Source organism: Bradyrhizobium jicamae, from assembly GCF_001440395.1.
GTDB classification, from domain to species: Bacteria; Pseudomonadota; Alphaproteobacteria; order Rhizobiales; family Xanthobacteraceae; genus Bradyrhizobium; species Bradyrhizobium jicamae.
The window spans coordinates 1-22565 of record NZ_LLXZ01000020.1 but is presented as its reverse complement, the minus strand read 5'-3'; the positions used below and the strand labels follow the sequence as shown (position 1 = coordinate 22565).

Annotated in this window: 24 protein-coding genes and 1 tRNA gene; 11 read left to right on the top strand and 14 right to left on the bottom strand. The window is 63.2% G+C overall.

Annotation, left to right across the window (positions count from 1 at the left end):
- Positions 1-12 precede the first annotated feature (12 nt).
- Positions 13-288 (top strand): metal-sensitive transcriptional regulator, encoded by a 276-nt coding sequence (locus CQ12_RS03875; RefSeq protein WP_027540012.1) that lies wholly within the window; start codon positions 13-15, stop codon positions 286-288.
- A gap of 14 nt (positions 289-302) precedes the next feature.
- Here CQ12_RS03875 and nikR read toward each other — a convergent pair whose 3' ends face one another.
- Positions 303-749, bottom strand: coding sequence for a nickel-responsive transcriptional regulator NikR (gene nikR / locus CQ12_RS03870; RefSeq protein ID WP_057834042.1), 447 nt, complete (start codon positions 747-749; stop codon positions 303-305).
- A 203-nt stretch (positions 750-952) separates the two neighbouring features.
- Here nikR and CQ12_RS03865 point away from each other — a divergent pair, with 203 nt between their 5' ends.
- Positions 953-3103, top strand: coding sequence for a TonB-dependent receptor (locus CQ12_RS03865; protein WP_057834041.1), 2151 nt, complete (start codon positions 953-955; stop codon positions 3101-3103).
- Between the two features lie 117 nt (positions 3104-3220).
- Here the strand turns inward: CQ12_RS03865 and CQ12_RS03860 are convergent, their stop codons facing one another.
- Complete coding sequence (locus CQ12_RS03860; protein WP_057834040.1) at positions 3221-4210, bottom strand: YiiX/YebB-like N1pC/P60 family cysteine hydrolase; 990 nt, start codon at positions 4208-4210, stop codon at positions 3221-3223.
- A 189-nt stretch (positions 4211-4399) separates the two neighbouring features.
- Between CQ12_RS03860 and CQ12_RS03855 the strand changes: the two genes are divergently transcribed.
- Positions 4400-5794 (top strand): flavin monoamine oxidase family protein, encoded by a 1395-nt coding sequence (locus tag CQ12_RS03855; RefSeq protein WP_057834039.1) that lies wholly within the window; start codon positions 4400-4402, stop codon positions 5792-5794.
- 119 nt (positions 5795-5913) lie between these two features.
- On the opposite strand, the gene CQ12_RS03850 is transcribed toward CQ12_RS03855, so the two are convergent.
- Genes CQ12_RS03850 through pheS form a run of 4 tightly spaced genes read right to left on the bottom strand, consistent with a single transcriptional unit; the run spans position 5914 to position 10578 of the window.
- Positions 5914-6684 (bottom strand): sulfite exporter TauE/SafE family protein, encoded by a 771-nt coding sequence (locus CQ12_RS03850; protein ID WP_057834038.1) that lies wholly within the window; start codon positions 6682-6684, stop codon positions 5914-5916.
- Positions 6685-6690: 6 nt separating this feature from the next.
- The gene (gene pheT / locus CQ12_RS03845) at positions 6691-9099 is read right to left on the bottom strand and encodes a phenylalanine--tRNA ligase subunit beta (protein ID WP_057834037.1); all 2409 of its coding nucleotides are present in this window, start codon (positions 9097-9099) and stop codon (positions 6691-6693) included.
- A gap of 10 nt (positions 9100-9109) precedes the next feature.
- Entirely contained in the window at positions 9110-9499 is a 390-nt protein-coding gene (locus tag CQ12_RS03840; RefSeq protein ID WP_057834036.1) for an ASCH domain-containing protein, read from the bottom strand.
- Positions 9496-10578, bottom strand: a complete 1083-nt coding sequence (pheS, locus tag CQ12_RS03835) for a phenylalanine--tRNA ligase subunit alpha (RefSeq protein ID WP_057834050.1) — start codon at positions 10576-10578, stop codon at positions 9496-9498. Before pheS ends, CQ12_RS03840 begins: the two co-directional genes overlap by 4 nt.
- Before the next feature lie 145 nt (positions 10579-10723).
- Here pheS and CQ12_RS03830 point away from each other — a divergent pair, with 145 nt between their 5' ends.
- Positions 10724-11116: a hypothetical protein gene (locus CQ12_RS03830; RefSeq protein ID WP_063799669.1), complete on the top strand. Its 393-nt coding sequence runs from the start codon at positions 10724-10726 to the stop codon at positions 11114-11116.
- Positions 11117-11122: 6 nt separating this feature from the next.
- Here CQ12_RS03830 and rplT read toward each other — a convergent pair whose 3' ends face one another.
- Both rplT and rpmI read right to left on the bottom strand, forming a co-directional pair.
- The gene (gene rplT / locus CQ12_RS03825; protein ID WP_057834034.1) at positions 11123-11482 is read right to left on the bottom strand and encodes a 50S ribosomal protein L20; all 360 of its coding nucleotides are present in this window, start codon (positions 11480-11482) and stop codon (positions 11123-11125) included.
- 77 nt (positions 11483-11559) lie between these two features.
- Positions 11560-11760, bottom strand: coding sequence for a 50S ribosomal protein L35 (gene rpmI, locus CQ12_RS03820; protein WP_008539890.1), 201 nt, complete (start codon positions 11758-11760; stop codon positions 11560-11562).
- Between the two features lie 263 nt (positions 11761-12023).
- Between rpmI and CQ12_RS03815 the strand changes: the two genes are divergently transcribed.
- Entirely contained in the window at positions 12024-12446 is a 423-nt protein-coding gene (locus CQ12_RS03815) for a hypothetical protein (protein WP_057834033.1), read from the top strand.
- 163 nt (positions 12447-12609) lie between these two features.
- Here the strand turns inward: CQ12_RS03815 and infC are convergent, their stop codons facing one another.
- A complete protein-coding gene (infC, locus tag CQ12_RS03810) occupies positions 12610-13149 on the bottom strand; it encodes a translation initiation factor IF-3 (RefSeq protein ID WP_057834032.1) in 540 nt (179 codons plus the stop codon).
- 223 nt (positions 13150-13372) lie between these two features.
- Here infC and CQ12_RS03805 point away from each other — a divergent pair, with 223 nt between their 5' ends.
- Complete coding sequence (locus CQ12_RS03805) at positions 13373-14167, top strand: alpha/beta hydrolase (RefSeq protein ID WP_057834031.1); 795 nt, start codon at positions 13373-13375, stop codon at positions 14165-14167.
- Between the two features lie 185 nt (positions 14168-14352).
- Positions 14353-14820 carry a nuclear transport factor 2 family protein gene (locus CQ12_RS03800; RefSeq protein WP_057834030.1) on the top strand — a complete coding sequence of 156 codons (468 nt, stop codon included), beginning with the start codon at positions 14353-14355 and terminating at the stop codon, positions 14818-14820.
- A gap of 119 nt (positions 14821-14939) precedes the next feature.
- On the opposite strand, the gene CQ12_RS03795 is transcribed toward CQ12_RS03800, so the two are convergent.
- Genes CQ12_RS03795 through CQ12_RS03785 form a run of 3 tightly spaced genes read right to left on the bottom strand, consistent with a single transcriptional unit; the run spans position 14940 to position 17629 of the window.
- Positions 14940-15746 (bottom strand): acyl-CoA thioesterase domain-containing protein, encoded by an 807-nt coding sequence (locus tag CQ12_RS03795; protein ID WP_057834029.1) that lies wholly within the window; start codon positions 15744-15746, stop codon positions 14940-14942.
- A 21-nt stretch (positions 15747-15767) separates the two neighbouring features.
- On the bottom strand, positions 15768-16988 hold the full coding sequence (queG, locus tag CQ12_RS03790) for a tRNA epoxyqueuosine(34) reductase QueG (RefSeq protein WP_057834028.1): 1221 nt from the start codon (positions 16986-16988) through the stop codon (positions 15768-15770).
- On the bottom strand, positions 16937-17629 hold the full coding sequence (locus CQ12_RS03785; protein ID WP_057834027.1) for a glutathione S-transferase family protein: 693 nt from the start codon (positions 17627-17629) through the stop codon (positions 16937-16939). Before CQ12_RS03785 ends, queG begins: the two co-directional genes overlap by 52 nt.
- A 185-nt stretch (positions 17630-17814) precedes the next feature.
- Between CQ12_RS03785 and CQ12_RS03780 the strand changes: the two genes are divergently transcribed.
- A complete protein-coding gene (locus CQ12_RS03780; protein ID WP_057834049.1) occupies positions 17815-18621 on the top strand; it encodes an undecaprenyl-diphosphate phosphatase in 807 nt (268 codons plus the stop codon).
- Positions 18622-18731: 110 nt separating this feature from the next.
- Here the strand turns inward: CQ12_RS03780 and CQ12_RS03775 are convergent, their stop codons facing one another.
- Positions 18732-19700, bottom strand: a complete 969-nt coding sequence (locus CQ12_RS03775; protein WP_057834026.1) for a complex I NDUFA9 subunit family protein — start codon at positions 19698-19700, stop codon at positions 18732-18734.
- Positions 19701-19848: 148 nt separating this feature from the next.
- On the opposite strand from CQ12_RS03775, the gene CQ12_RS03770 reads away from it, so the two are divergent.
- The 3 genes from CQ12_RS03770 (at position 19849) to CQ12_RS45955 (ending at position 21681) form a co-directional block, all read left to right on the top strand.
- A tRNA-Leu gene (locus CQ12_RS03770) sits at positions 19849-19935 on the top strand.
- A gap of 88 nt (positions 19936-20023) precedes the next feature.
- Positions 20024-20770 (top strand): hypothetical protein, encoded by a 747-nt coding sequence (locus tag CQ12_RS45965; protein ID WP_245309721.1) that lies wholly within the window; start codon positions 20024-20026, stop codon positions 20768-20770.
- 83 nt (positions 20771-20853) lie between these two features.
- Positions 20854-21681 carry a tyrosine-type recombinase/integrase gene (locus CQ12_RS45955; protein WP_488225998.1) on the top strand — a complete coding sequence of 276 codons (828 nt, stop codon included), beginning with the start codon at positions 20854-20856 and terminating at the stop codon, positions 21679-21681.
- A gap of 17 nt (positions 21682-21698) precedes the next feature.
- Here CQ12_RS45955 and CQ12_RS44860 read toward each other — a convergent pair.
- Positions 21699-22565: HEPN domain-containing protein (locus CQ12_RS44860; protein ID WP_198164063.1), on the bottom strand; the 867-nt coding region annotated here is incomplete at its 5' end.

Genomic DNA, 22565 nt, shown 5'->3' with positions numbered 1-22565 from the left:
TATATAGGCCCCATGCGAAAAGACATCAAGGCATCCTGTCAAAAGCGTCTCAGCCGGATCGAGGGCCAGGTCCGCGGCCTCTCAAAGATGGTTGACGAGGACCGCTATTGCATCGACATCGTCACGCAGATCTCCGCCGTGCGGGCCGCGTTGCGCCGCGTCGAGGAGGAAGTGCTGCGGGATCACGTCTCGCATTGCGTCGAACACGCCATCACCAGCGGCAACAAGGCCGATCAGCGCGAGAAGATCGCGGAACTGATGGCCGTGATCGGCCGCTCGGACAGGTAAGACAGCGACGCGGCTCAGTCGTGGTGATGGCCGTGCTTGCGCGCCTTCGGCTTCTTGTCGGATGCCGTCGGAATCATCACCACGCGGCCGTAGCGGACGCCGCGCTCGGCGATGATGTGATCGGCGAAATGCCGGACCTCGCCGCTGGCGCCTTTCAGTGCCGTCACTTCCATGCAGCTATCGTCGTCGAGATGGACGTGCAGCGTCGCCAGCGACAGATCGTGGTGGCCATGGAAACTCTGCACCAGCCGCTTCGACAGGTCACGCGCAGCGTGATCGTAGACATAGACCAGCGCAGCCACGCATTGGCCCGACGGCGCTGAGTCCTCGGCGCTCTGCTGCAGCCCGGCGCGCGCGAGATCGCGGATGATCTCGGAGCGGTTCTGATAGCCGCGGGCTTCCGCCGCTGCGTCGATCTCGGCGAGCAGATCGTCTTCGATCGTGATGGTGATCCGTTGCATGGAAAATTCTGTCCTGGCTTGCCGTACGATAATCTTGAGTATGACATTTCTATTGTATCATCATACTACGCTTGCTAGCGTGAGGCGCCGGTAAAGTCGAACTGATGCGGTCGCATGCCGATTGTAGCAGTTATCATGCGGGGGCATGAGCGTTGCGTAGAACTGCCTGGGGAGCATTCTCCGCTGCTGCATCCCTGTTTATCATGGCATCTCCTGCAGATGCGCAGAGCACCGCTGCGGCGAGGTCCGGCCAGCTTCCTGCGGTGACCGTGGATTCCCCCGACGCGCGGCCGCGCAACCGGACCAGGCCGCCCCGTCGCGAGAGCAGGGGGCGAAATCCATCCGCCATCCAACCGAGCGCGCCAACTCCGTCAACGTTCAATAGCGGCGTGACGTCCGGGTCCGCCACCGCGGGGCCGGCATACATGCAGCCCACGGCCGCCAGCGCCATCAGCATCAGCGGTGCAGAGGTGAATGCGCGGCCGTTCTCGCGCGTCGGCGAGGCGCTGGAGGTGGTGCCGGGGCTGATCGTTACCCAGCATTCGGGCGAGGGCAAAGCCAACCAGTATTTTCTGCGCGGTTTCAATCTCGACCACGGCACGGATCTCTCGATCAAGGTCGACGGCATGCCGGTCAACATGCCGACCCATGGCCACGGTCAGGGCTATGCCGATATCAATTTCATGATTCCCGAACTGATCCAGTCGGTGAATGTACGCAAGGGTCCGTACTTCGCTGACGTCGGCGATTTCGGTTCCGCCGGTGCTCTCGCAATCGACTACATCAACCGGCTGCCCAAGAATGTTTTGGAGACGACCAATGGCAGTTTCGGCTACCACCGTGGGCTGGCAGCGGGGTCGACGGCGGTGGGCGCAGGCACGCTGCTCGCGGCTGTCGAGGGCGTCAAATACAACGGCCCGTGGGACGTGCCGGACAATGTGCGCAAGCTCAACGGCGTGTTGCGCTACAGCCAGGGCACATCAACCGACGGATTCACACTGTCGGCGATGGCTTATTCGAACGGCTGGAATTCGACCGACCAGGTGGCGCAGCGCGCGATCGATCAGGGCATCATCGACCGGTTCGGCTCGCTCGATCCGACTGATGGCGGCGTTGCCAGCCGCTTCTCGCTGTCGAGCAATTGGGCGCAATCGAACGCGTACGGACAGAGCAAGATCAATGCCTATGTGATCAACTCGTCGCTGCGGCTCTATAACAATTTCACCTATTTTCTCGACGATCCCGTCAACGGCGACCAGTTCAGCCAGATGGACCGGCGCACGGTCTACGGCTTCAACGCCAGCCACGCCTTCGACATGCGCGTCGCCGGCATTGAAACCCAGACCCGCATCGGGCTGCAGACGCGCGCCGACGATATCCGGGTCGGCCTGTTCAAGACGTTGCAGCGCGAGACGCTCTCGACCGTGCGTCAAGACAGCGTGCGGGAGGGCAATGTCGGCCTGTGGGCCGACACCACGGCGCGCTGGACCGACTGGCTGCGCACCACGATCGGCATCCGCGAGGACTATTTTGCGGGAAGGGTGCTGAGCGACACACCGGAGAATTCCGGCAATGCGCAGGCGTCGATGACGATCCCCAAGGCCGGCATCGTGCTGGGTCCCTGGTACAAGACCGAATTCTACGGCAATGCCGGCTACGGCCTGCACTCCAACGACATCAGGGGCGCGACCATCACAGTCGATCCCATCGACAAGGTGACACCGCAGGACCGCGTGCCGCTATTGGTTCGCTCGAAGGGCGCCGAACTCGGCATTCGCACCAAAGCGGTCGAAGGCCTCACCAGCTCGCTGGCGCTGTTCGTGCTGAATTTCGACTCGGAACTGCTGTTCGTGGGCGATGCCGGCACCACCGAGCCGAGCCGGCCCAGCCGGCGCGTCGGCGTCGAGTGGACCAATCAATATCAGGTGCTGCCCTGGATGCGGCTGGATCTCGATGTCGCCTACACCCGCGCCCGCTTCACCGATTTCGATCCTGCCGGCAATTTCATTCCGGGCGCGCCGGCATGGGTGGCAGCTGGCGGCGTGACGTTCGGCAGTGAGACCGGCTGGTTCGGCGCGCTGCGCGGGCGCTATTTCGGCCCGCGTCCCCTGATCGAGGACGACAGCGTTCGCTCGCAATCGTCGCTGATCTTCAATGCACGGGCGGGTTACAAATTCGACAATGGGCTGAAGCTGCAGCTCGACGTGCTCAATCTCTTCAGCGCCAGGACCAACCAGATCGAATATTACTATCTGTCGCGGTTGCCGGGCGAACCGATCGGCGGCGTGGCGGACAGACACGTGCATCCGGCAGAGCCGTTGGCGGTGCGATTAACGCTGGCGGGGAGGTTTTAGGAATCTCGTAGCCGTAGGGTGGGCAAAGGCGCGCTTGCGCCGTGCCCACCATCGACTGGATTCCTGGCGGCAATGGTGGGCACGCTTCGCTTTGCCCACCCTACGATCTACAAGTTCTCAGCTCACCAATTCCGTGCGCGGCTTCATGCGGCGCTCCGGCGGGCGGACGGCAACATATTCGACAGCGAGATAATGTTCCGACACGGTGACGCGCTCGATCATCGTGGCTTCGATAGTCACTTCCTCAACGATCACTTCTTCAACCGGAAGCGGCGCTTCTTGGTCAATCTCTTCAGGAACAAGCGGCGGCGACTTGACCTCTGGAAACACGGCGAACTCGCCCGCTACCTCCGCGAGCGGCTTTTGTTTGTCGGCCCAGTGGAGTGCGGTGTAGTCGAAGCCGTGCACGATGGTGGGCTTGACGATTTCGAAATAGGGCGAGATGTCGAAGTCGCGCGGCATGTAGAGCGAGGAATCGCGGATATGCAGGATCTCGCGCCGGGCCTTGCGCGAGGCGGCGCGGGTGATCTTGGGCAGGATCGGGTAGCGCACGGCATCGAACGCCTGCGCGATCAGCGCCGAGCAGATGATTTTCGTGGGATCGCCGGAGCCGAACGCGATCATGCGCCGTCGCCAGCGCTGCGGCACCGGCAGCGGAATGAGATAACGCATCAGGTCGACGATGTTCTTGGTGTCGTAGCCGAAGCCGATGCGGTTGATGGCATAGCGGCACACCGTGGTGCGGTCCTCGTAGGACAGGCCGATCGGGCGGCAGATGCGGGTGTGATAGGGGTAATATTTCGATAGCGGCGCCGAGGTCACGCCTTCACCGATATTGGCCTCGATCAGGACATGCGGCTCGCCGTCGGGCTCGAACGCGCCATCGACCGGGCCGACATAGAGTGCGCCGTGCGACCAGGTGGATTGCGTGAGATATTTGATGATGCCGGAGATGCGGTTGTTGCCCTCGACGAGCAGCACGTCGCCGGGCTGGATGACCCCGCGCAGATGCTCGGGATCGCTGGGCGTGAACGGCTCATAGCCCGGGACTTCCTTCTGCAGGTAGCCCGCAATCACTTGGCCGATGGTGTCGAGCATTACGCCCATGAAACTCCCCAAGCGCGGCTTTTCTTCCGCTTTTTTTGTTTCCTTATCATGGTCGCAAGCCGTTTCAATTTAGTTCATGCCAAGGACGGATCAATCATGATTGATTTACCATGAGTGTTGCTGCGTCACGTGAGATGCGGCACAGTTCGCTAGCTGTTCTCGCTTCTTTCAGGCCGTGGAAACCATGACATGACATTGACCCGCCGCACCTTTCTGTCGGCGTCCGCCGGCCTGGCGGCGATTCCGGTTTTTTCCGGGCGACATGCGGCAGCGGCACCCCTGCCACGGGAAGCCGACATCGTCGTGATCGGCGCAGGCGCGGCCGGCATTGCTGCGGCGCGGCGGATCATGGCGGCGAACCGCAAGGTGATCGTGGTGGAGGCGGCCAACCAGATTGGCGGCCGCTGCCAGACCGACACGTCGACCTTCGATGTGCCGTTCGATCGCGGCGCGCGCTGGATGCACAATCCAGAGACTAACCCGATGATCAAGCTGGCGCGATCAGCCGGCCTCGAGATCACCACCGCGCCGTCGGGCCAAAGGATTCGCATCGGCCGCCGTAACGCCCGGCCAGGCGAGACCGAGGAATTTTTGGCCGCGCTGGTGCGAACCAACCGCGCCATCGACGAGGCCGCGCGGCGTCTCGACGTCTCCTGCGCCTCCGTGCTGCCGAAGGATCTCGGGGTGTGGTCGGACACGGCCGAGTTCGTGTTGGGAGCGGGCTTCTCCGGCAAGGATCTGAAAGACGTCTCGGTCGGTGACAAGTCCCGCGCGCAGGACCGCAACACCGCGATCGGCTGCCGGCAGGGATTGGGTACGCTGATCGCAAAGCTCGGCGAGCAGGTGCCGGTGGCGCTATCGACGCCGGCCAACCGGATGTCCTGGAGCAACCGCGACGTCGTGGTGGAAACACCGGCCGGAAAGATCCTCGCGCGCGCCGCCGTCATTACGGTGTCAACCAACGTGCTCGCCGCGGGCAATATCAAATTCGCGCCCGACATTCCGAAGCGCATGCTCGACGCGGCGTCGAAACTAAGTCTCGGCAGCTACGACCGGATCGCGCTGCAGATCTCGGGCAATCCGCTCGGCCTCGCCCGTGACGATGTCATCATCGAGCAGAGCAATTCGACGAAGACGGCGCTGATGTACGCCAATATCGGCGGCTCGTCGCTTTGCACCCTCGATGTCGGCGGCTCGTTCTGCCGCGATCTCTCGGCGCAGGGCGAGAAGGCCATGGTGGCGTTTGCGGTGGAATGGCTGACCAAGCTGTACGGCAGCGATGCGGCAACTGCTGTGAAGAAATCGAGCGCGACGCGCTGGAACGCCGCACCGTTTGCGCTCGGCGCGATGTCGGCGGCCGGTCCCGGCGGGCAATCCTCGCGCAAGGTCCTGACCGAGCCGATCGGCTGCATGTATCTCGCTGGCGAAGCCACCCATGAAACGCTGTGGGGAACGATCGACGGCGCCTGGGAGAGCGGCGAGCGCGCCGCTGAAGCGGCATTGCGGCGGATCGGCGCGTTGAGGGATCCCGAGCCGGAAGCGCGGCCGGCGAAACAGCGGCGGCGTGGGTCGTCGACCAACTGATGGCACTTGCGCAGGAATCGTAGGGTGGGCAAAGGCGCTCTTGCGCCGTGCCCACCATCACGTGCACCGCGCAAGGGATGGTGGGCACGCTTCGCTTTGCCCACCCTACGAGCCCGAGTTTATCGCAGCACGCCGTCCAGCGCGGGTAATCCAAAAATCACTGCGGCTGCAATCAACACGTAGCAGATCGCGCGGAACACGGTTTCGCTGGCCTTGCCGAACAGCGAGGCGCCGAACCAGACGCCGCAGGCGTAGACCGGGCCGACCACGAACGCGAACTTGATCGCATCCAGCGTGATCAGTCCGGTTGCGGCGTAGCTGACGGCCGAGAAGAAATCCGACGCGCCGAAGAACAGCACGATGTTGGCGCGCGCGATGACGGAAGGAATCGGGCGGCCGAGCCAGTAACCGACGATCGGCGGACCGCCGGTCTGGGCCAGGCCGCTGCAAAAGCCTGATAGTCCTCCGATGCCGATCGCGATCGCCGCGTGGTCCTTGCCGCGGTAGCGCCAGCCCGAGAGCAATAGAAGCAGCAGACCGAACACGAAGATGGAGATGATCCAGCGCGTCGTCACCGGCTCCAGCCGGCTGAGGAAATAAGTGCCGATCGGCACGCCAATCAAGGCGCCTGTCACAATGACCGCCGTCGCCTTGCGATCGGCCTTTTGCCACGCATTCGGCAGCAGTGGCGCGGCCGCGACGAAGTCGATGAGCAAAAGCAGCGCTGCGACGAGCCGCGGGTCGGCGATCGAGCTCGCGAGCGGCATGAAGATCAGCGCCGAGCCGAACCCGGAGAATCCCCGCGCCGTTCCCGAGACGAAGGCGACCACGCAGATCGCCATCGCCGCGTTGAGGCTGATGTCAGCCGGAATGAGCGCCGCGGGACTCATGCGGCATCATCCCCGCAAGGTGCCGCCGGTCTTCTTCGTCACCTCGGCCACGATTTTCGCCGCCACCGCATCGATCTCCTGATCGGTCAGGGTCTTCTCGCGCGGCTGGATCGTCACGGCGATCGCGACCGACTTCTTGTCGGGATCGATGCCCTTGCCTTCATAGACGTCGAATACGGACACGTCCGTGATCAGCTTCTTGTCGACGCCTTGCGCTGCGCGAACGATGTCGCCGGCCTTGACGGTGCGATCGACGATGAAGGCAAAATCGCGCGACACCGGCTGGAACGCGGAGAGTTCGAGCACCGGCTTGGCGCGGGTCGGCTTCTTCTTGGCGTCGGGAATGCGGTCGAGGATCACCTCGAACGCCATCAACGGGCCGTCGGCGCCGAGCGCTTCCAGCGTGCGCGGATGCAGTTCGCCGAAATAGCCGAGCACGTTCTGTGGCCCGATCTGGATGGTGCCGGAACGCCCCGGATGCAGCCAGCTCGCCCCGCCCGGCACGATCTGCAGCGCCTGCATCGGCGCGCCTGCGGCCGCCAGCACCGCGAACGCATCCGCCTTGGCGTCGAGTGCGTCGGTCATGGCCGAGCCGGACCAGTGCCGGCCCATGCCGTTTGCAGAGGCAAAACCGTGGCGCACGCCGGATGCGGCGACGAACTGGTTCTCGGGCTTATCACCCTTGAACACCTGACCAACTTCGAACAGCGCGACATCCTGATAGCCGCGATTGGCGTTGGCCTGCGCCGCGGCGACGAGGCCCGGCAGCAGGCTCGGCCGCATGTCGGAGAGGTCGGACGCGATCGGATTGGCGAGCACAAGCTCCGCCTGGCCGCCGCCAAACATCTCGGCATGCGGCTTCGAGATGAACGACCAGGTCACGGCCTCTACCATGCCGCTCGCCGCCAGCGCACGCTTGGCGCGGCGGATGCGGTTCTGCATCGTCGTCAGCACCGGCTTGCGCGCGTCGTCGCCGCGCTCGAACGGCGTCATTGGCACCTTGTCGACGCCGACGATGCGGACCACTTCCTCGACGATGTCAGCCTTGCCGTGCACGTCGGTGCGCCAGGAGGGGACAGCGATCTTCACCACCGGACCGTTGCCGGCGACCATGAAGCCGAGATGGACGAGGATGCGCCGCATCTCGACCAGCGGCACTTCAATTCCGGCGAGGCGCTTCACTTCACTCAGCGGGAAATCGATGATGCGGTCGTCGCCGAAAGCATTGCCGACGACGACGGTCTCCGACGGCGTGCCGCCGCAGAGCTCCATCACCAGCTTGGTCGCAAGCTCGAGCCCCGGCACCATGAAGGCCGGATCGACGCCGCGCTCGAAACGATAACGCGCGTCCGAATTGATGCCGAGCTTGCGGCCGGTCTGGGCGATGTTGATCTCGTTCCATAGCGCCGATTCGATCAGCACATCTGTCGTGTTTTCGTCGCAGCCGGAGGTCTCGCCGCCCATGATGCCGGCGAGCGATTCGACGCCATGCTCATCCGCGATCACGCAGATTGAGGGGTCGAGCGTGTAGGTGCGACCGTCGAGCGCCAGCAGGCTTTCGCCGTCCTTGGCGCGGCGCACGGTGAGATTGCCCGTGACCTTCTTCGCGTCGAACACATGCAAGGGACGGGCGCGGTCGTAGGTCATGAAGTTGGTGATGTCGACCAGCGCGTTGATCGGCCGTAACCCGATCGAGGTCAGGCGCTTCTGCAGCCATTCCGGCGAGGGACCGTTCTTGACGCCGCGCACCAGCCGCAGCGCGAAGCCCGGGCACAGCGTGGCATCTCCCACCGACACCTTCACCGGGCAGGGGAATTCGCCCTTGATCTGCTTGATGCCGGGGTCGATCAACTTGCCCATGTCGGCAGCGGACAGGTCGCGCGCGATGCCGTGCACGCCGGTGCAGTCCTGGCGGTTCGGGGTCAGGTTGATTTCGAGCACGGGATCGCCGAGGCCGGCCCATTCGGCATAGCCCTTGCCGATAGGCGCGTCGGCCGGCAGCTCCATGATGCCGTCATGGTCCTCGGAAATCTCGAGCTCCGCCGCCGAGCACAGCATGCCGCGGCTCTCGACGCCTCGGATGGTGCCGACGCCGAGCGTGATGTTCTTGCCGGGGATGAAGGTGCCGGGCGGCGAAAACACGCTGACGAGGCCGGCGCGCGCATTTGGCGCGCCGCAGACGACCTGCACCGGCGCAGCCCCGTTGCCGGTATCGACCATGCAGACCCGCAGGCGATCCGCATTCGGATGCTGCTCGGCCGAGATCACCCGGGCAATGGAGAACGGCGCCAGCGCCTTCGCCTTGTCCTCGATGCTCTCGACCTCGAGCCCGATCATGGTGAGTTTCTCGGCGAGCTTTTCCAGGGGCTCGTCGGTGTCGAGATGTTCCTTCAGCCAGGAGAGCGTGAATTTCATGGGTAGATTCCTAGAAAACCTCAACCAGCCGGAAGCGTTCGCACATCAGCATCATGTCTTCGCGAAACTTGCCTTGCCGGCCGAAATAAGTGCGGTGGGCCTTGCGCCAATAATCGAGGCTGCGGTCGCCTTCACCTTCATCATAGGCAAAGGCGGCGTCCACGTCGGGGAAGAGGCGGTAGGTGACTTCGATCGTTTCGATCACGCAACGCGGTTCGCCGCTGCCGTCGCGCACGATCCATTGCTCGCCCGGCGTCGGCGTATTCGGCTCGTCTTCGGTCGAGCAGGTCGCGGTCTTGACGCCCTTGATCACGAGGTCGAGCAATTCGTCGGCAAGCTTCGGCCCGTCGCCGAACGCGAAGGATCGCAAACCCTGATATTTTTCAGGGACAGCACTCACGTGCTCAAGCCTCCCGCGAGCGTCGGGACGTCGAGCGGCTTGAAGCCGTAATGGTTGAGCCAGCGCACGTCGTTCTCGAACAACTGGCGCAAATCGGCGATGCCGTATTTCAGCATCGCGATGCGGTCGAGGCCCATGCCCCAGGCAAAGCCCTGGTAGACATCGGGATCGATGTCGCAGGCGCGCAGCACGTTCGGATGCACCATGCCGCAGCCGAGAATTTCGAGCCAATCCTCGCCTTCGCCGAAACGGATCTCACCCTTGTCGCGCCGGCACTGGATGTCGACTTCGAGCGACGGCTCGGTGAACGGGAAGAACGACGGGCGGAACCGCATGTTGATGTGGTCGACCTCGAAGAACGCCTTGCAGAACTCGTGCAGGATCCATTTGAGGTGGCCGAGATGCGAACCCTTGTCGATGACGAGGCCCTCGACCTGGTGGAACTGCGGCGTATGCGTCGCGTCGGAATCGATGCGATAGGTGCGGCCCGGGCAGACCACGCGGATCGGCGGCTTCTGGCTCAGCATCGTGCGCACTTGCACCGGCGAGGTGTGGGTGCGCAACAGCATGCGCGAACCGTCTTCCTTCGGATTGAAGAAGAAGGTGTCGTGCATCTCCCGCGCCGGATGCCCTTCAGGGAAATTCAGCTTGGTGAAGTTGTAATCGTCGGTCTCGATATCGGGACCTTCGGCGATCGCAAATCCCATGTCGGCGAAGATGGTGTTGACCTCTTCGAAGACCTGGCTCAGCGGATGGATGCGGCCCTGCTCGGCGGGCGCCTCGCGCAGCGGCAGCGTGACGTCGATGGTTTCGGAGGCCAGCCGGGCATCGAGCGCGGCCGATTTCAGGACATCGCGGCGCGCGGTGAGCGCCTGGGTGACCTTGTCCTTGGCGAGGTTGATCTTGGCGCCTTCCGTCTTGCGCTCGTCCGGCGACATCTTGCCGAGCGTGGCGAGCAGCGCCGAGATCGAGCCCTTCTTGCCGAGCGCTGCGACGCGGACGGCTTCGAGGGCGGCTTCATCGCCGGCGGCGGCGATATCGTCGAGAACGGACTTTTCGAGTGCAGCGAGGTCGGACACGGTCAAATCTCTTTCGCAAAAGGCCGCCGGGTTGTCGCCGCTCGGGGGCCAAAACGTCAAGCAAAAAGCCCGTTAAGGGTTTGGGCGCGCGTGAACCAATTCGAGCGCCAGCGCACCAAGATGAGTTCGATCAAGGGAGCTCAAGATGCGTTTTGGACCCGGGATGGCCGTTCTGGCCCTCGCTCTGTCGTTTGCCGCACCGGCCGCCGCCGAAGATTGTCCGGCGAAGTCGAGGGACGAGGTCACGGCGGCGATAAAGGCGGCTCCGAGCTGCAAGCGCGCCATGCAGATAGCCTCGGCCTGCTCAGGCGGCGCTACCGGCGACGTCGGGCTTACCGACGCCGTTGAGGCACGATGCGAGGGCGACTTCCTGGCCCGCCTCAAGGCGCCGCAGAAGCGGGCCTATCAGCGCGAGAAGGATGCCTGCGACCGAAAGTTCAGCCACGAGGAAGGCACCATGTATATTTCGTTCGCGGCGTTCTGCCGGGCGAAGGTCGCCCAGCGTTACTCGCAGCGCGCGCTCAAGGCGGCCAACTAGGCTGCCTCAGGCCGCGAGCGCGGCCTTGGCCTTTTCGGCGATCGCCTGGAACGCCGCCGGCTCGTTGATGGCGAGATCCGACAGCACCTTGCGGTCCACCGTGATGCCCGACTTCGACAGGCCGTTGATGAACACGCTGTAGGTCATGCCGAACGGACGCACGGCCGCGTTCAGGCGCTGGATCCAGAGCGCGCGGAAGGTGCGCTTCTTGCGCTTGCGGTCGCGGAACGCGTATTGGCCGGCCTTCTCGACGGCGGCCTTGGCGGCGCGGATAGTGTTCTTGCGGCGGCCGTAAAAGCCCTTGGCGGCCTTGTAGACTTTCTTGTGCTTGGCGTGAGCGGTCACACCGCGTTTGACGCGAGACATGACTGTAATCCTTGATCAGAAATGAGGTGACGGGATCGCCGCGCGGGCGCGGCTCGGCTGTGATGGCGTGAACGCGATCAGGCGTTCGGCAAGAAGTACTTCTTGACGTTGTCGCCGTCGGTCTTGAACAGCACGCGGGTGCCGCGGAGCTGACGAATCTGCTTCTTCGTCCGCTTGATCATGCCGTGGCGCTTGCCGCGCTGGGCGTGCATCACTTTGCCGGTGGCAGTCACCTTGAAGCGCTTTTTAGCGCCTGACTTGGTCTTCAGCTTGGGCATTTGGCTCTCCTAAAGGCCGCAACACGAAAACGCCCGTGAAGGCGGTGTGCCGGCTAAAATGCTCGTTAGAGCGTTGAAAGTGCTCAGGTTTTTCCAGAAAGCGGAATAACCCGCACGGACATCGACACGGCAGCCCTTGATCAGCCGGGCGATGAAGGTCGGGCTTATGACAGAGGAAACGCCAGAAGGCAACGATGAACCGCGGAAGGGGGTGCTGCAACTACCGGTGATCTCCATCAGCATTCCGGCCCGGAGCAGGAAAAATGGCCCATTTCGATCGATCGATTGCCGTCACTCTCGTCGTTCCCCGCCTGCGCAGGCTGCGCTGGCTTCCCGTTTTTGCCGCGCTGGCCGCGGTCGCGGTTCCCGCTGCCGCCGAGGCGAAGGGCAGCAGGATGCGGGCCTATGACGGCGTCTGGAACGTGGTGTTCGCCACCACCCGGGGCAATTGCAGCTCGGGCTACAGCGTTCCCTTCACCGTCATCGGCAGCCGGGTTTCGTCGGCCGGTGGCGGCCGGGTGTCGGGCTCGGTCAACCGGGCCGGCGCGGTGGCGGTCAATGTGTCGGTCGGCGCATCCAGGGCGAGCGGCGGCGGCCGGCTCGGCGGCACCTTTGGCGCAGGCTCCTGGCGCGGCATCATCACCGGCGACCGCTGCAGCGGCACCTGGCAGGCCACGCGGAGCTAGGCGCGTAGCCCGGGTGGAGCGAAGCGAAACCCGGGGGCAGGTCGATCTGCAGATGCAAGGATTCCCGGATTGCGCTTCGCTCCATCCGGGCTACGGAAGCTACGAAAATAAAAACGGCCCGCCGGATCATCCGACGGGCCGCTTTCATTCCAACCACCCCAAATCAGCGCGGCGCCAGCACCATCACGACCTGGCGGCCCTCGAACCTGGCGTCCTGCTCGACCTTGGCGAACTCGGCGACGTCGGCCTTCACTTTGTCCAGCAGCTTGGTGCCGATCTCCTGGTGCGCCATTTCGCGGCCACGGTAGCGCAAGGTGATCTTGACCTTGTCGCCTTCCTCGAAGAACCGCTGCATTGCGCGCATCTTCACGTCGTAGTCGTGATCGTCGATCATCGGCCGCAGCTTGATCTCCTTGATCTCGACGATCTTCTGCTTCTTGCGGGCTTCAGCCGCTTTCTTCTGTGCCGAATACTTGAACTTCCCGTAGTCCATAATTTTGCAGACGGGAGGATTGTTGTTCGGCGAAATCTCGACGAGATCCATGCCCGCCTCGAGGGCCATCTTGATGGCCACCACGGTCTCGATGGTTCCGTGGTTGGTGCCGTTCTGATCGATCAGCTGGATCTGCGCGTTGCGGATATCATCATTGGTGCGCGGCCCGTCTTTGGTTGCAGCGGGCGGGGCTCTGTTGGGACGGCGAATGGGTAACTCTCCAAAGTTGTGAAAGGAAGGGCCGTAGTTTGAAGCAATATGCCGAAGACAGCAAGGCGAACTCGCTTACTGCGCCCGAAAACCGTCAAATGCGAGGCATTTCGGTCACCTCAGCCAAATATAGACCGGCCGCCCGATCCGCAAGCGCCGGCGGCCGCGCTTGACCGATCAGGCGCGCTCGCGGACAAAGCGGCAGGGCGAGAGTGACCGATCCATGACTAATTCAGCAGCAATCGACCAGGAACCGGCCTTTATCGAGGTGGGAGAGGGCGACGGAAGCCGCCGCATTGCCGTGCGCGCCCGCGCCGGCAGCGGGCCGGGGCTGTTCTGGCTCGGCGGGTTCAATTCGGACATGAGGGGTACCAAGGCGCTGGCGCTGGACGCCTGGGCCGCCGAGCACGGCCGGGCCTGCACCAGATTCGACTATTCCGGTCACGGCGAATCGGGCGGCGCTTTCATCGACGGTACCATCGGACGCTGGCTCGAAGAGAGCGTTGCGGTATTCGAGCAGTTCGCCCAAGGGCCGCAGGTCGTGATCGGCTCATCGATGGGCGGCTGGATGGCGCTGCTGCTGGCGCGCGCCATCGCGAGCCGCGATGCGAAACAAGCGAGCCTCGCCGGCCTCGTGCTGATCGCGCCGGCGCCTGATTTCACCGAGCAGTTGATGTGGAACGGCTTCTCCGACGAGATCCGGCAGGAAATCATCACCAGGGGCGTATGGATGCGGCCATCGGAATACGGCGACGCCACGCCCTATCCGATCACGCGCGCGCTGATCGAGGAGGGGCGCAATCACCTCCTGCTCGGCAGCGCCATCGAGGTCGGCTGTCCCGTGCGCATCCTGCAGGGCGCGCAGGATCCCGATGTGCCCTGGCAGCACGCCTTTGCGCTGGCGCACCGGCTGCCGGCCGAGGACGTGGTGCTGACCATGATCCAGGACGGCGACCACCGCCTGTCCCGCCCGCAGGACATCGCGCGCATCATGGCCGCGGTGGCGGAGATGGGGTGAGTTCTTCTTCCCTTCTCCCCTTGTGGGAGAAGGTGGCGGACGCAGTCCGCCGGATGAGGGGTTCTCTCCGCGTGAGAGATCTGTGTATGCGGAGAGAACCCCTCACCCGTCTCAATCGCGCTTCCGCGCGATTGATCCACCCTCTCCCACAAGGGGAGAGGGAAAGAAAAGCGGGAGACGATGCCATGAACGCCACCACCATGCTCCGCTCTTTCTGCGATGCCGTCGAACAGCGCAACGGCCGCGCATTCGCCGAACTGTTCACCGAGGATGGCGTCTATCACGACGTGTTCTACGGCGCGTTCGAAGGTCGGACGAAAATCGCCGGCATGATCGACGACTGGTTCTATCGCTCGGCCACCGATTTCCGCTGGGACATGCATGACCCCGTCAGCGACGGCCAGACGCTCTATGCGCGCTACACGTTCAGCTACCGCTCGACGCTGCCGGAAGCGCAAGGCGCGCGGGCGATGTTCGAGGGCGTCGCGATCATGCGGCTGCGCGATGGGAAGATCGTGGAATATCACGAGGTCGCCAACACCGCGCCAGCTTTTGTCGACCTGAAGTTCGCGCCGGAGCGGATCACGAAGATCGTCGCCAAGCAGGGCGCGGCGCTGAAGGCGCGGCCCGAGATGAAGCGGCATCTGGCCTGAGCGCTCATCTCTCCACCGTCATTGCGAGCGAAGCGAAGCAATCCATAGCGCGGCATATGCGGGACGATGGATTGCCTCGTCGCTTCGCTCCTCGCAATGACGGCCTAAGGCACTTGCGCTCACGGCGGCGGCGGTTTGGCCATCGGCTTGCGCTGCGCCAGCGCCGCGACCGTCGAAGTGCCGATCGGGCCCTGCTCGTCATAGAGCCAGCATTCGCCGATCGCCACGCCGTTGGTGGCGTGATGGTTCACCACCTCGAAGCCGACCCAGGGCGTGACGGGAAGGCGGTGCAGATAGAGCGTGACGTCGCTGTTGATGTAGCCCAGCCCCTGGTCGCCGGCATTGGCGAAGGGGCTGGCGAAGTCGGCGCCGGTCGCGACATGGACGAAGGGCGACATCGGGATGCCCTCGACCAGTTCGCGCACCTCGCTCATCCACAGACGCCGTGGTCCGAGCGAGCCCATGTGGCCGACGATCGGCCGCGTGGTCCATTTGCCGTTCATGCCGAGGCGGGGATCGGTCGGCTTTGGAATGTCGGCCGGCTTCGGCGCGTCCCAGTTCGGCGGCGACCAGACATTGCCCGGCGCATTTTCCGTCTTGCGCAATAGCTGGCAGGAGGCGCGCGCCATGCTGGTGCCGCCGGAAAAGAACTCGGCCTCCACCACCCTGATGCGCAGGCCGTCACGGATCTGCTTGCTCCTGACCTCGATCGGTGTGGTGATGTTCGGCAGGCGAAACATGTCGACGGTGAGCCGCGCCGGCACGAAATCATCGGAGCCGTGGCGTTGCTCGATCACGTGCGCGAGCAGGCCGATGACGACGCGGCCGTGCAGCGAATTGGGGTCCCACGGGCCGTTCGAAACCGGCGTGGGCATGAAGGTGTCGTTGGCGCGGTCGTGGGTGAAAAAGGGCTGGTTTTTTGTCATGGCTGATGACCATGACGGATTTCATTGCGTAAAATCAAGAGGTCCGGCCGAGGGGCAGGCAGCAGTGGCGAGGCGCCACTCTGCGCGAACGTCTTCATTCGTCTCGGCGTCCGCTGCCTTCGCGGCCATCGCGTCAAACTTCTCCCGCGCCACCAACTGCGACAGCGCCCATACCGCCGCGCCGCGCACCAGCGGGCTTGCATCATCGAGCAAGCGCTCGGCCTCAACCGCCAGCGACGCATCATCCGCATTGCCGATCGCGATCAGCACATTGCGGATGAATCGGTCGCGGCCGATGCGCTTGACCGGTGATTTCGAAAACAGCGCGCGAAACGCGGCGTCGTCGAGCTGCGCGAGATCGGAAAGCCGTGGCGCCTGCAATTCCACACGCGCCGCCAGTTTCGCTTCGCGCCCCTCCTGCGCAAACTTGTTCCATGGGCACACGGCGAGGCAATCGTCGCAGCCATAGATGCGGTTGCCGATGGCCTTGCGAAATTCGCGCGGGATCGGGCCCTTGTTCTCGATCGTCAGGTACGAAATGCAGCGCCGCGCATCGAGCTTGTAGGGCGCAGGGAAAGCCGCGGTCGGGCATATCTCCTGGCAGGCGTTGCAGGAGCCACAATGATCGGTGTCGGCGGCATCGCGCGGCAGGTCAGTGGCGGTGTAGATCGCGCCGAGAAACAGCCATGAGCCGAATTCGCGCGAGACCAGATTGGTGTGCTTGCCCTGCCAGCCAACTCCCGCTGCCTGTGCCAGCGGTTTTTCCATCACGGCGGCGGTGTCGATGAACACCTTCACCTCTTCGCCCGAGGCCGCAACCAGCCACCGCGCCAGGGCCTTCAGCCGCTTCTTGATGACGTCATGATAGTCGTCGCCCTGCGCGTAAGCCGAGATCGCTCCGCTGGTGCGCCTGGCAAGAAGCGCGAGCGGATCTTCAGTGGGACCGTAGTTGACGCCGAGCATGACGATCGAGCGGACGCCGGGCCACAGCACGCGCGGGTTCATCCGCCGTTCGGGTTGCGCCGCGAGCCAGTCCATGTCGCCATGGCCGCCGGCAGCGAGGAATTCGCGGAAATATTTTCCCGCCTTGCCGATCCCCTCCGGATCGGTGACGCCGATGCAGTCGAAGCCGAGGGATTGCGCCTCGCGGGCGAGCGCGCTTTTCAGATCGGCTGGCGAGAGTTTCGAGTTCAGAAGTCGAGGTCCACGTAGGTCCGCGACGCCGGCACGCCGGCCAGCCATTCGCTCAGCAGCGGACGGAACGACGGGCGGGATTTCACCCGCGCGTACCACGCCTTTGCTGCGTCGTCCTCGCTCCATGGCACATCGCCCAGATAATCGATCGCCGAAAGATGCGCCGCGGCGGCGAGGTCCGCGTAGCTCAGCCGGTCGCCGGCGAGGAAGTTCCGCGTCTGCGCCAGCCAGCCGATATAGGCCAGATGATAGCGCACATTGGCCTTGGCCGCGCGGATCACGTCGGCCGCGGGCGCCCCACCGCCATTTTCCTCGCTCATGAAACGCTTGTAGATGCGCTCGGTCACCAGCGGGTTCGAGGCCTCCTCGAAGAATTTTTCGTTGAACCACGCCATCAGCCGGCGCACCTCGACACGCTCGCCCATCGAGGCCGGCAACAGCCGCCGGTCGCCCGCTTCCAGCCCGTGCGTCTCGTCGAGATATTCAGCGATGATGCCGGCGCCCGGAATCGGCGGAAAGCCGTCGGCCATCAATACCGGCGTGGTAGCGGCGGGATTGAGCACGAGAAATCCCTCACGCCGCTCCCAGGCCCGCTCTTCCACCAGGCGCAGGTCGAGGCCGTGTTCGCCGAGCACCAGACGAATGAAGCGCGAATGCGGGCAGAACGGGTGGTGATAGAGCGTGTACATGCAGTCCTTGGATAGCTCGCGGCGCTCAAGGAACCCTTAAAGGGCAATAAAAGCCGCGTCATGCGAATCGGACACTAGCCAAGCATGCGCACGAGACAATGGTGTTTTGGCGTTTTTTTGCGATTGCGGCATGGGGAGGAATAGGCGAGAAGGACGCGCTTTTTCCAGCCAGAATGGACCACACCATGATGTCGGATGCAGTGAAGGCGGTGATTCTCGGCATCATCGAGGGTATCACGGAATTTCTCCCCGTCTCCTCCACGGGACATATGCTGCTCGCGCAACGCTTCTTCGGCCTTGGCGAGGGCGCCTTCTGGCAGAGTTTTGTGATCCTGATTCAGCTCGGCGCGATCCTCGCCATCGTCATGCTGTATTTTACCAAGCTGTGGCGCGTTGCGCTGGGCATGTTCACCAATCCCGACGACCGCCGGTTCGTGATCGGCGTGCTGCTGGCGTTCCTGCCGGCCGTGGTCATCGGCCTGGCCGTCGGCAAATACATCAAGGAACTGCTGTTCAATCCGTGGGTGGTGTGTTTCACGCTGATCGTCGGCGGCGCGATCCTGCTGTGGGTCGACCAGCTCGAGCTCAAGCCGACCGAGGATGACGCCACGCGTTATCCGGTGATGATGTATCTGTGGATCGGCATCGCGCAGTGCGTGGCGATGATTCCCGGCGTATCGCGCTCCGGCGCCAGCATCGTCGCAGCGATGCTGCTCGGCGGCGACAAGCGGTCGGCGGCGGAGTTCTCGTTCTTTCTGGCGATCCCGACCATGATCGGCGCGTTCGCCTATGATTTCTACAAGAACCGCGCCGAGATGACGACCGATCATATCGGCGTCCTCGCGATCGGGTTCGTGGTCTCGTTCATCACCGCGGCGATCGTGGTGAAGACCTTCCTCACCTACGTCACCCGCCACGGATTTACGTTCTTCGCGTGGTGGCGCGTCGTCGCCGGCACCGCCGGCCTGATCGCGCTGGCGCTGGGGAAGTAGGGTTCACGCGCATTCGTAGGGTGGGAAAAGGCGCGCAAGCGCCGTGCCCACCATCCATCCCTCCGCGAGGTGAATGGTGGGCACGCTGCGCTTTGCCCACCCTACAAAAACTACGCGCTCTTGCGCTGAAACTGCCCGGCCGCGCGGAAGCGCCAGAGATATTGCGGGGCTATCGCTTCCATCGAGTCCGGCGTGATGCCGAGCCCTTCGAGCGTGAGCCCTGCCGCCTTGGCGGCGTCGGACACCACATTGTCCGACTGCAGCAGCATCACCTGGTCCGGCGTCAGCTTCAGCGGGCCCGGCGCGAACTGCAGGAACATCGCCTGCATCTTCGCCAGCCCCCATGGCAGCGACAGCAGCATGCGCTTGCGCTCGGTAATCTTCAAAATGACTTCCATGATCTCGCGCATGGTCAGCACTTCGGGGCCGCCGAGTTCGTAAACGGCGCCCGCCTTGGTCTTGCCGTCGACGGCATCGGCCACCGCTGCCGCGACGTCGGCGACATAGGCCGGCTGCATCCGGGTTTCGCCGCCGCCGATCAGCGGAAGGAAAGGCGAGATCCGCGCCAGCGAAGCAAAGCGGTTGGTGAATTGATCCTCGGGTCCGAACAGCAGCGAGGGCCGCAGGATGGTGGCCGAGGGCACCGCCGCCAGCACCGCCTTCTCGCCTGCCGCCTTGGCGCGGCTGTAGGCCGAGGGGGAGTTCTCGTCGGCGCCGATGGCCGAAACATGCACCATCCGCGCGCCGGCGGCAGCGGCGAGCTTCGCGACGGTTTCGGCGCCCTTGGCCTGGACGGCGTCAAAGGTCTGGGCGCCGCTCTCGGCCAGGACGCCGACCAGGTTAATGGCGACCGCCGAATCGCGCATCGCCGCCTCTATCGAGGCCGGATAGCGCAGATTGGCCTGCACGGCGTGGATCTGTCCGACCCGGCCGAGCGGCTGCAGGTGCCCGGCCAGTTCCGGCCGCCGCACCGCCACCCTGATCCGGTAATCGCGCTTGGCCAGCGCCCGCACCACGTTTCGCCCGAGAAACCCCGATCCGCCAAAGACCGTCACGAGCGTTTCCAGGTTCGATGTCATCGGATCAATTCCTGCCGGTCAAATTCGAACGATATCGGTTGGATTTAGCGGATTCGCGATACGCCAACGTGACCCCGCTGTACAGCGTATTCGGACGGCGATGAAGCGATTTGACAAGCGCGTGACCGTTCCTTACTAACCCGCCCGGGCCCAGGTGGCGGAATTGGTAGACGCGCTGGCTTCAGGTGCCAGTGGCTTCACGGCCGTGAAGGTTCGAGTCCTTTCCTGGGCACCACACATCTCCGGAAATTAAACATTTCCAAATAGATAAGCCCAAACAGAGTGTTGCGCTGACCCCGACTGTGTAACAATGGGGTGTAACATTGCTGTTCAGGGTTGTTCGGCCGATGCGCCGCGATGGGTCTCGCTTTCCGTTATTCGTGCAGCGCATTCCGGCCGACGTTCGGGCGAAGGCGATAGGCAATCCGCTCGCGATTCCGCTCGGTGACAGCTTCGTTTTTGTAACGCCTAGCGAGGACGCTCAGGCCATCCGATTTTCCATCCGCACCGCAGAGCCCAGCGAGGTTAAGAAGCGTCAGGCGCTTGCGGCGGCCTATCTAGAAACCGTCTGGGAGGCGCTCCGCAACGATGCCCCGGTGCACCTGACCCACCGGCAGGCGACGGCCTTGGCAGGCGAACTCTATCGCGTGTGGGCGGACAGTGAGAGCCGCGCCCGGAGTGTCGCCATGGTCCACACGCCCGGTGTCGGTTGGGCGCCGGATTCCGAAAGCCACGAGGAGCAGGAAGCTCACTGGGCGGCCGTGACGGAGATGTGGGAAAGGGTCGCTGGTGACGGCGAGGCCAAGAAATTAGAGAAGGCGCTCGGGCCTATCGTGGACCGCCTCTTGCTGACCAAGGGCATCCGTCGTGTGGATAGCGAGTCACGTGCCCTCTTGCTCACCGCCTTTTGGATGGCGCTGCGTGACGCCTTCGCGAGCCGTCAACGGAATGCAGGAGGAGACTATTCGCTCGATCCCAGGCCGCTCGCTTTCCCGAATGGCAGGCCCCGGCAGATGCACCGAAGGAAAAGCCAAAGCGGGGTGCCTCCAAGAATTCCCTCACCGGGTTAGTCGAGGATTGGTGGAAGGAAGCCAAGCGGGCCGGTCGCAAGCAGAGCACCTATGAGAGCTATCGCAACTCACTGGCGCGTCTCGTGACATTCCTGAAGCATGACACGGCGAGCCGGGTGACGCCCGAGGACATCGTTCGCTTCAAGGACTATCGCGTGCAGAGCGGCGTGAGCCCGAAGACCGTGAAGGATAGTGACCTCGCGGGCATGAAGACGGTGTTCGGATGGGCGGTGGTCAATCGTCGGCTGCCTTCCAACCCGGCCGACGGGATCACCATCAAGGTCGGCAAGTCGCGCAAGCTCCGATCCAAGGGGTTCTATGATTCGGAGGCTATCGCCATCTTGAAGCACGCCCGCGAGTTCGTGCCCGGCCGGGAAGGTCCGAAGCTGGCGGCGGCCAAGCGGTGGGTGCCGTGGTTGTGCGCCTTCACGGGTGGCCGCGTGGGCGAGATGATCCAAATTCGCAAGGAGGACTTGCGGCGCGAAGGCAAGCTGTGGGTGCTGCATGTGACGCCCGAGGCCGGACCAGTTAAGACAGACGAAGCGCGTGATGTCGTGCTCCATCGGCAGATCATCGAGGAGGGCTTTGTCGCGTTCCTTGAGAAGTCGAAAGGTGGATATCTGTTCATCGATCCCAAGGCCGGTGAGCTAGGGGTGCGCAACGCGGTGAAAACGGCGCGTAACAAGGTCAATGAGTTCGTGCGAGAGGTGGTGAAGGATAAGAACGTTGATCCAAGTCACGGCTGGCGGCATCGTTTCAAGACTGTCGGTATTGATCAGGGCGTCGAGATGCGCGTGCTGGATGCCATACAAGGACATGCGCCGCGCAATGTCTCGGAGGGCTATGGAGACGTGACCATTAAAGCAAAGGCAAATGCTATTGCGAAGTTTCCAGCCATTGAGGTCGCGTGAGTCGGCGTCATACTGACTCAGATTGAAGGCAGAGGGCGACAAGCTGTCTGTGCCATGGTGTTGTTGCCAAGCATCCCGGCGAGATTCTCAAGGGGCAGCCCCACCGTGATGCAGGCATGAATGCAATAGAGAACGATCAGCTTATAGGTGAGAAAGAGGGATAGATAAGATGCCAACTCAATCGGTAGATTTTTCGTGTCCTGCATGTGCGTCAGCACATTGCGTGTCTTGACTACAGCGGAAATAAAATTGGGCTGGTCTTTGCAAATGTGATCTAAGGCGAGTTGAGGGATGTTCTTGATCATATTTTGAACGAAGTTTGCAAAGCTTTCGCGATTGCTGGAGCGCAACAGTTGTAAGAGCCGCTTCGCCGCATCCTCACCAAGCTGCTTGTTGAATATCTTTTCAACTTCTCGACAAGCCTCCTTAAACTTCTGTTTGTTATAAGGGGCGGCTTTGCTCTCCTCGCGGCCAGCGATCTCCCACGCCTGCGCTACGGAAAGAAATTTCGAGGTAGATGACACCTCGGTAAAAAGGGCATCAAAGATCAGCCACCGCGCCAGACGCGTCGCCTCACTTGCAGCAAACCATCTTTCCAAAGCTTGTCTTGCGAGTCCGGGATGCCTCCCCAAAGGAACGAGCATCTGGTGAGGCATGAGGGAGAAACGTCCCGAGCGGTGCTGTTTCCCCAGCTTCCAGATCAGTTCCGCCTTATGAATCATATCGAGGTTGAGTGTCACTCTCTCGCCGCGAAATGGCCCGATGCACAACAGAGCAAGGAACTGCTCGACTTCAAAAGCTACATTCACAAGCTCTGCTAAAATCGCCCCCTTCGACAGGATGTAGACCGAGTCTGACGTCGTTATGCTCAACCCATCCACGCT

Excerpts from the sequence above, each read along its gene's own strand:
- CQ12_RS03875 (WP_027540012.1), top strand. The coding sequence starts at position 13 with ATGCGAAAAGACATCAAGGCATCCTGTCAAAAGCGTCTCAGCCGGATC.
- nikR (WP_057834042.1), bottom strand. The coding sequence starts at position 749 with ATGCAACGGATCACCATCACGATCGAAGACGATCTGCTCGCCGAGATC.
- CQ12_RS03865 (WP_057834041.1), top strand. The coding sequence starts at position 953 with ATGGCATCTCCTGCAGATGCGCAGAGCACCGCTGCGGCGAGGTCCGGC.
- CQ12_RS03860 (WP_057834040.1), bottom strand. The coding sequence starts at position 4,210 with ATGGGCGTAATGCTCGACACCATCGGCCAAGTGATTGCGGGCTACCTG.
- CQ12_RS03855 (WP_057834039.1), top strand. The coding sequence starts at position 4,400 with ATGACATTGACCCGCCGCACCTTTCTGTCGGCGTCCGCCGGCCTGGCG.
- CQ12_RS03850 (WP_057834038.1), bottom strand. The coding sequence starts at position 6,684 with ATGAGTCCCGCGGCGCTCATTCCGGCTGACATCAGCCTCAACGCGGCG.
- pheT (WP_057834037.1), bottom strand. The coding sequence starts at position 9,099 with ATGAAATTCACGCTCTCCTGGCTGAAGGAACATCTCGACACCGACGAG.
- CQ12_RS03830 (WP_063799669.1), top strand. The coding sequence starts at position 10,724 with ATGCGTTTTGGACCCGGGATGGCCGTTCTGGCCCTCGCTCTGTCGTTT.
- rplT (WP_057834034.1), bottom strand. The coding sequence starts at position 11,482 with ATGTCTCGCGTCAAACGCGGTGTGACCGCTCACGCCAAGCACAAGAAA.
- rpmI (WP_008539890.1), bottom strand. The coding sequence starts at position 11,760 with ATGCCCAAGCTGAAGACCAAGTCAGGCGCTAAAAAGCGCTTCAAGGTG.
- CQ12_RS03815 (WP_057834033.1), top strand. The coding sequence starts at position 12,024 with ATGGCCCATTTCGATCGATCGATTGCCGTCACTCTCGTCGTTCCCCGC.
- CQ12_RS03805 (WP_057834031.1), top strand. The coding sequence starts at position 13,373 with ATGACTAATTCAGCAGCAATCGACCAGGAACCGGCCTTTATCGAGGTG.
- CQ12_RS03800 (WP_057834030.1), top strand. The coding sequence starts at position 14,353 with ATGAACGCCACCACCATGCTCCGCTCTTTCTGCGATGCCGTCGAACAG.
- CQ12_RS03795 (WP_057834029.1), bottom strand. The coding sequence starts at position 15,746 with ATGACAAAAAACCAGCCCTTTTTCACCCACGACCGCGCCAACGACACC.
- queG (WP_057834028.1), bottom strand. The coding sequence starts at position 16,988 with ATGGCTGGCCGGCGTGCCGGCGTCGCGGACCTACGTGGACCTCGACTT.
- CQ12_RS03785 (WP_057834027.1), bottom strand. The coding sequence starts at position 17,629 with ATGTACACGCTCTATCACCACCCGTTCTGCCCGCATTCGCGCTTCATT.
- CQ12_RS03780 (WP_057834049.1), top strand. The coding sequence starts at position 17,815 with ATGATGTCGGATGCAGTGAAGGCGGTGATTCTCGGCATCATCGAGGGT.
- CQ12_RS03775 (WP_057834026.1), bottom strand. The coding sequence starts at position 19,700 with ATGACATCGAACCTGGAAACGCTCGTGACGGTCTTTGGCGGATCGGGG.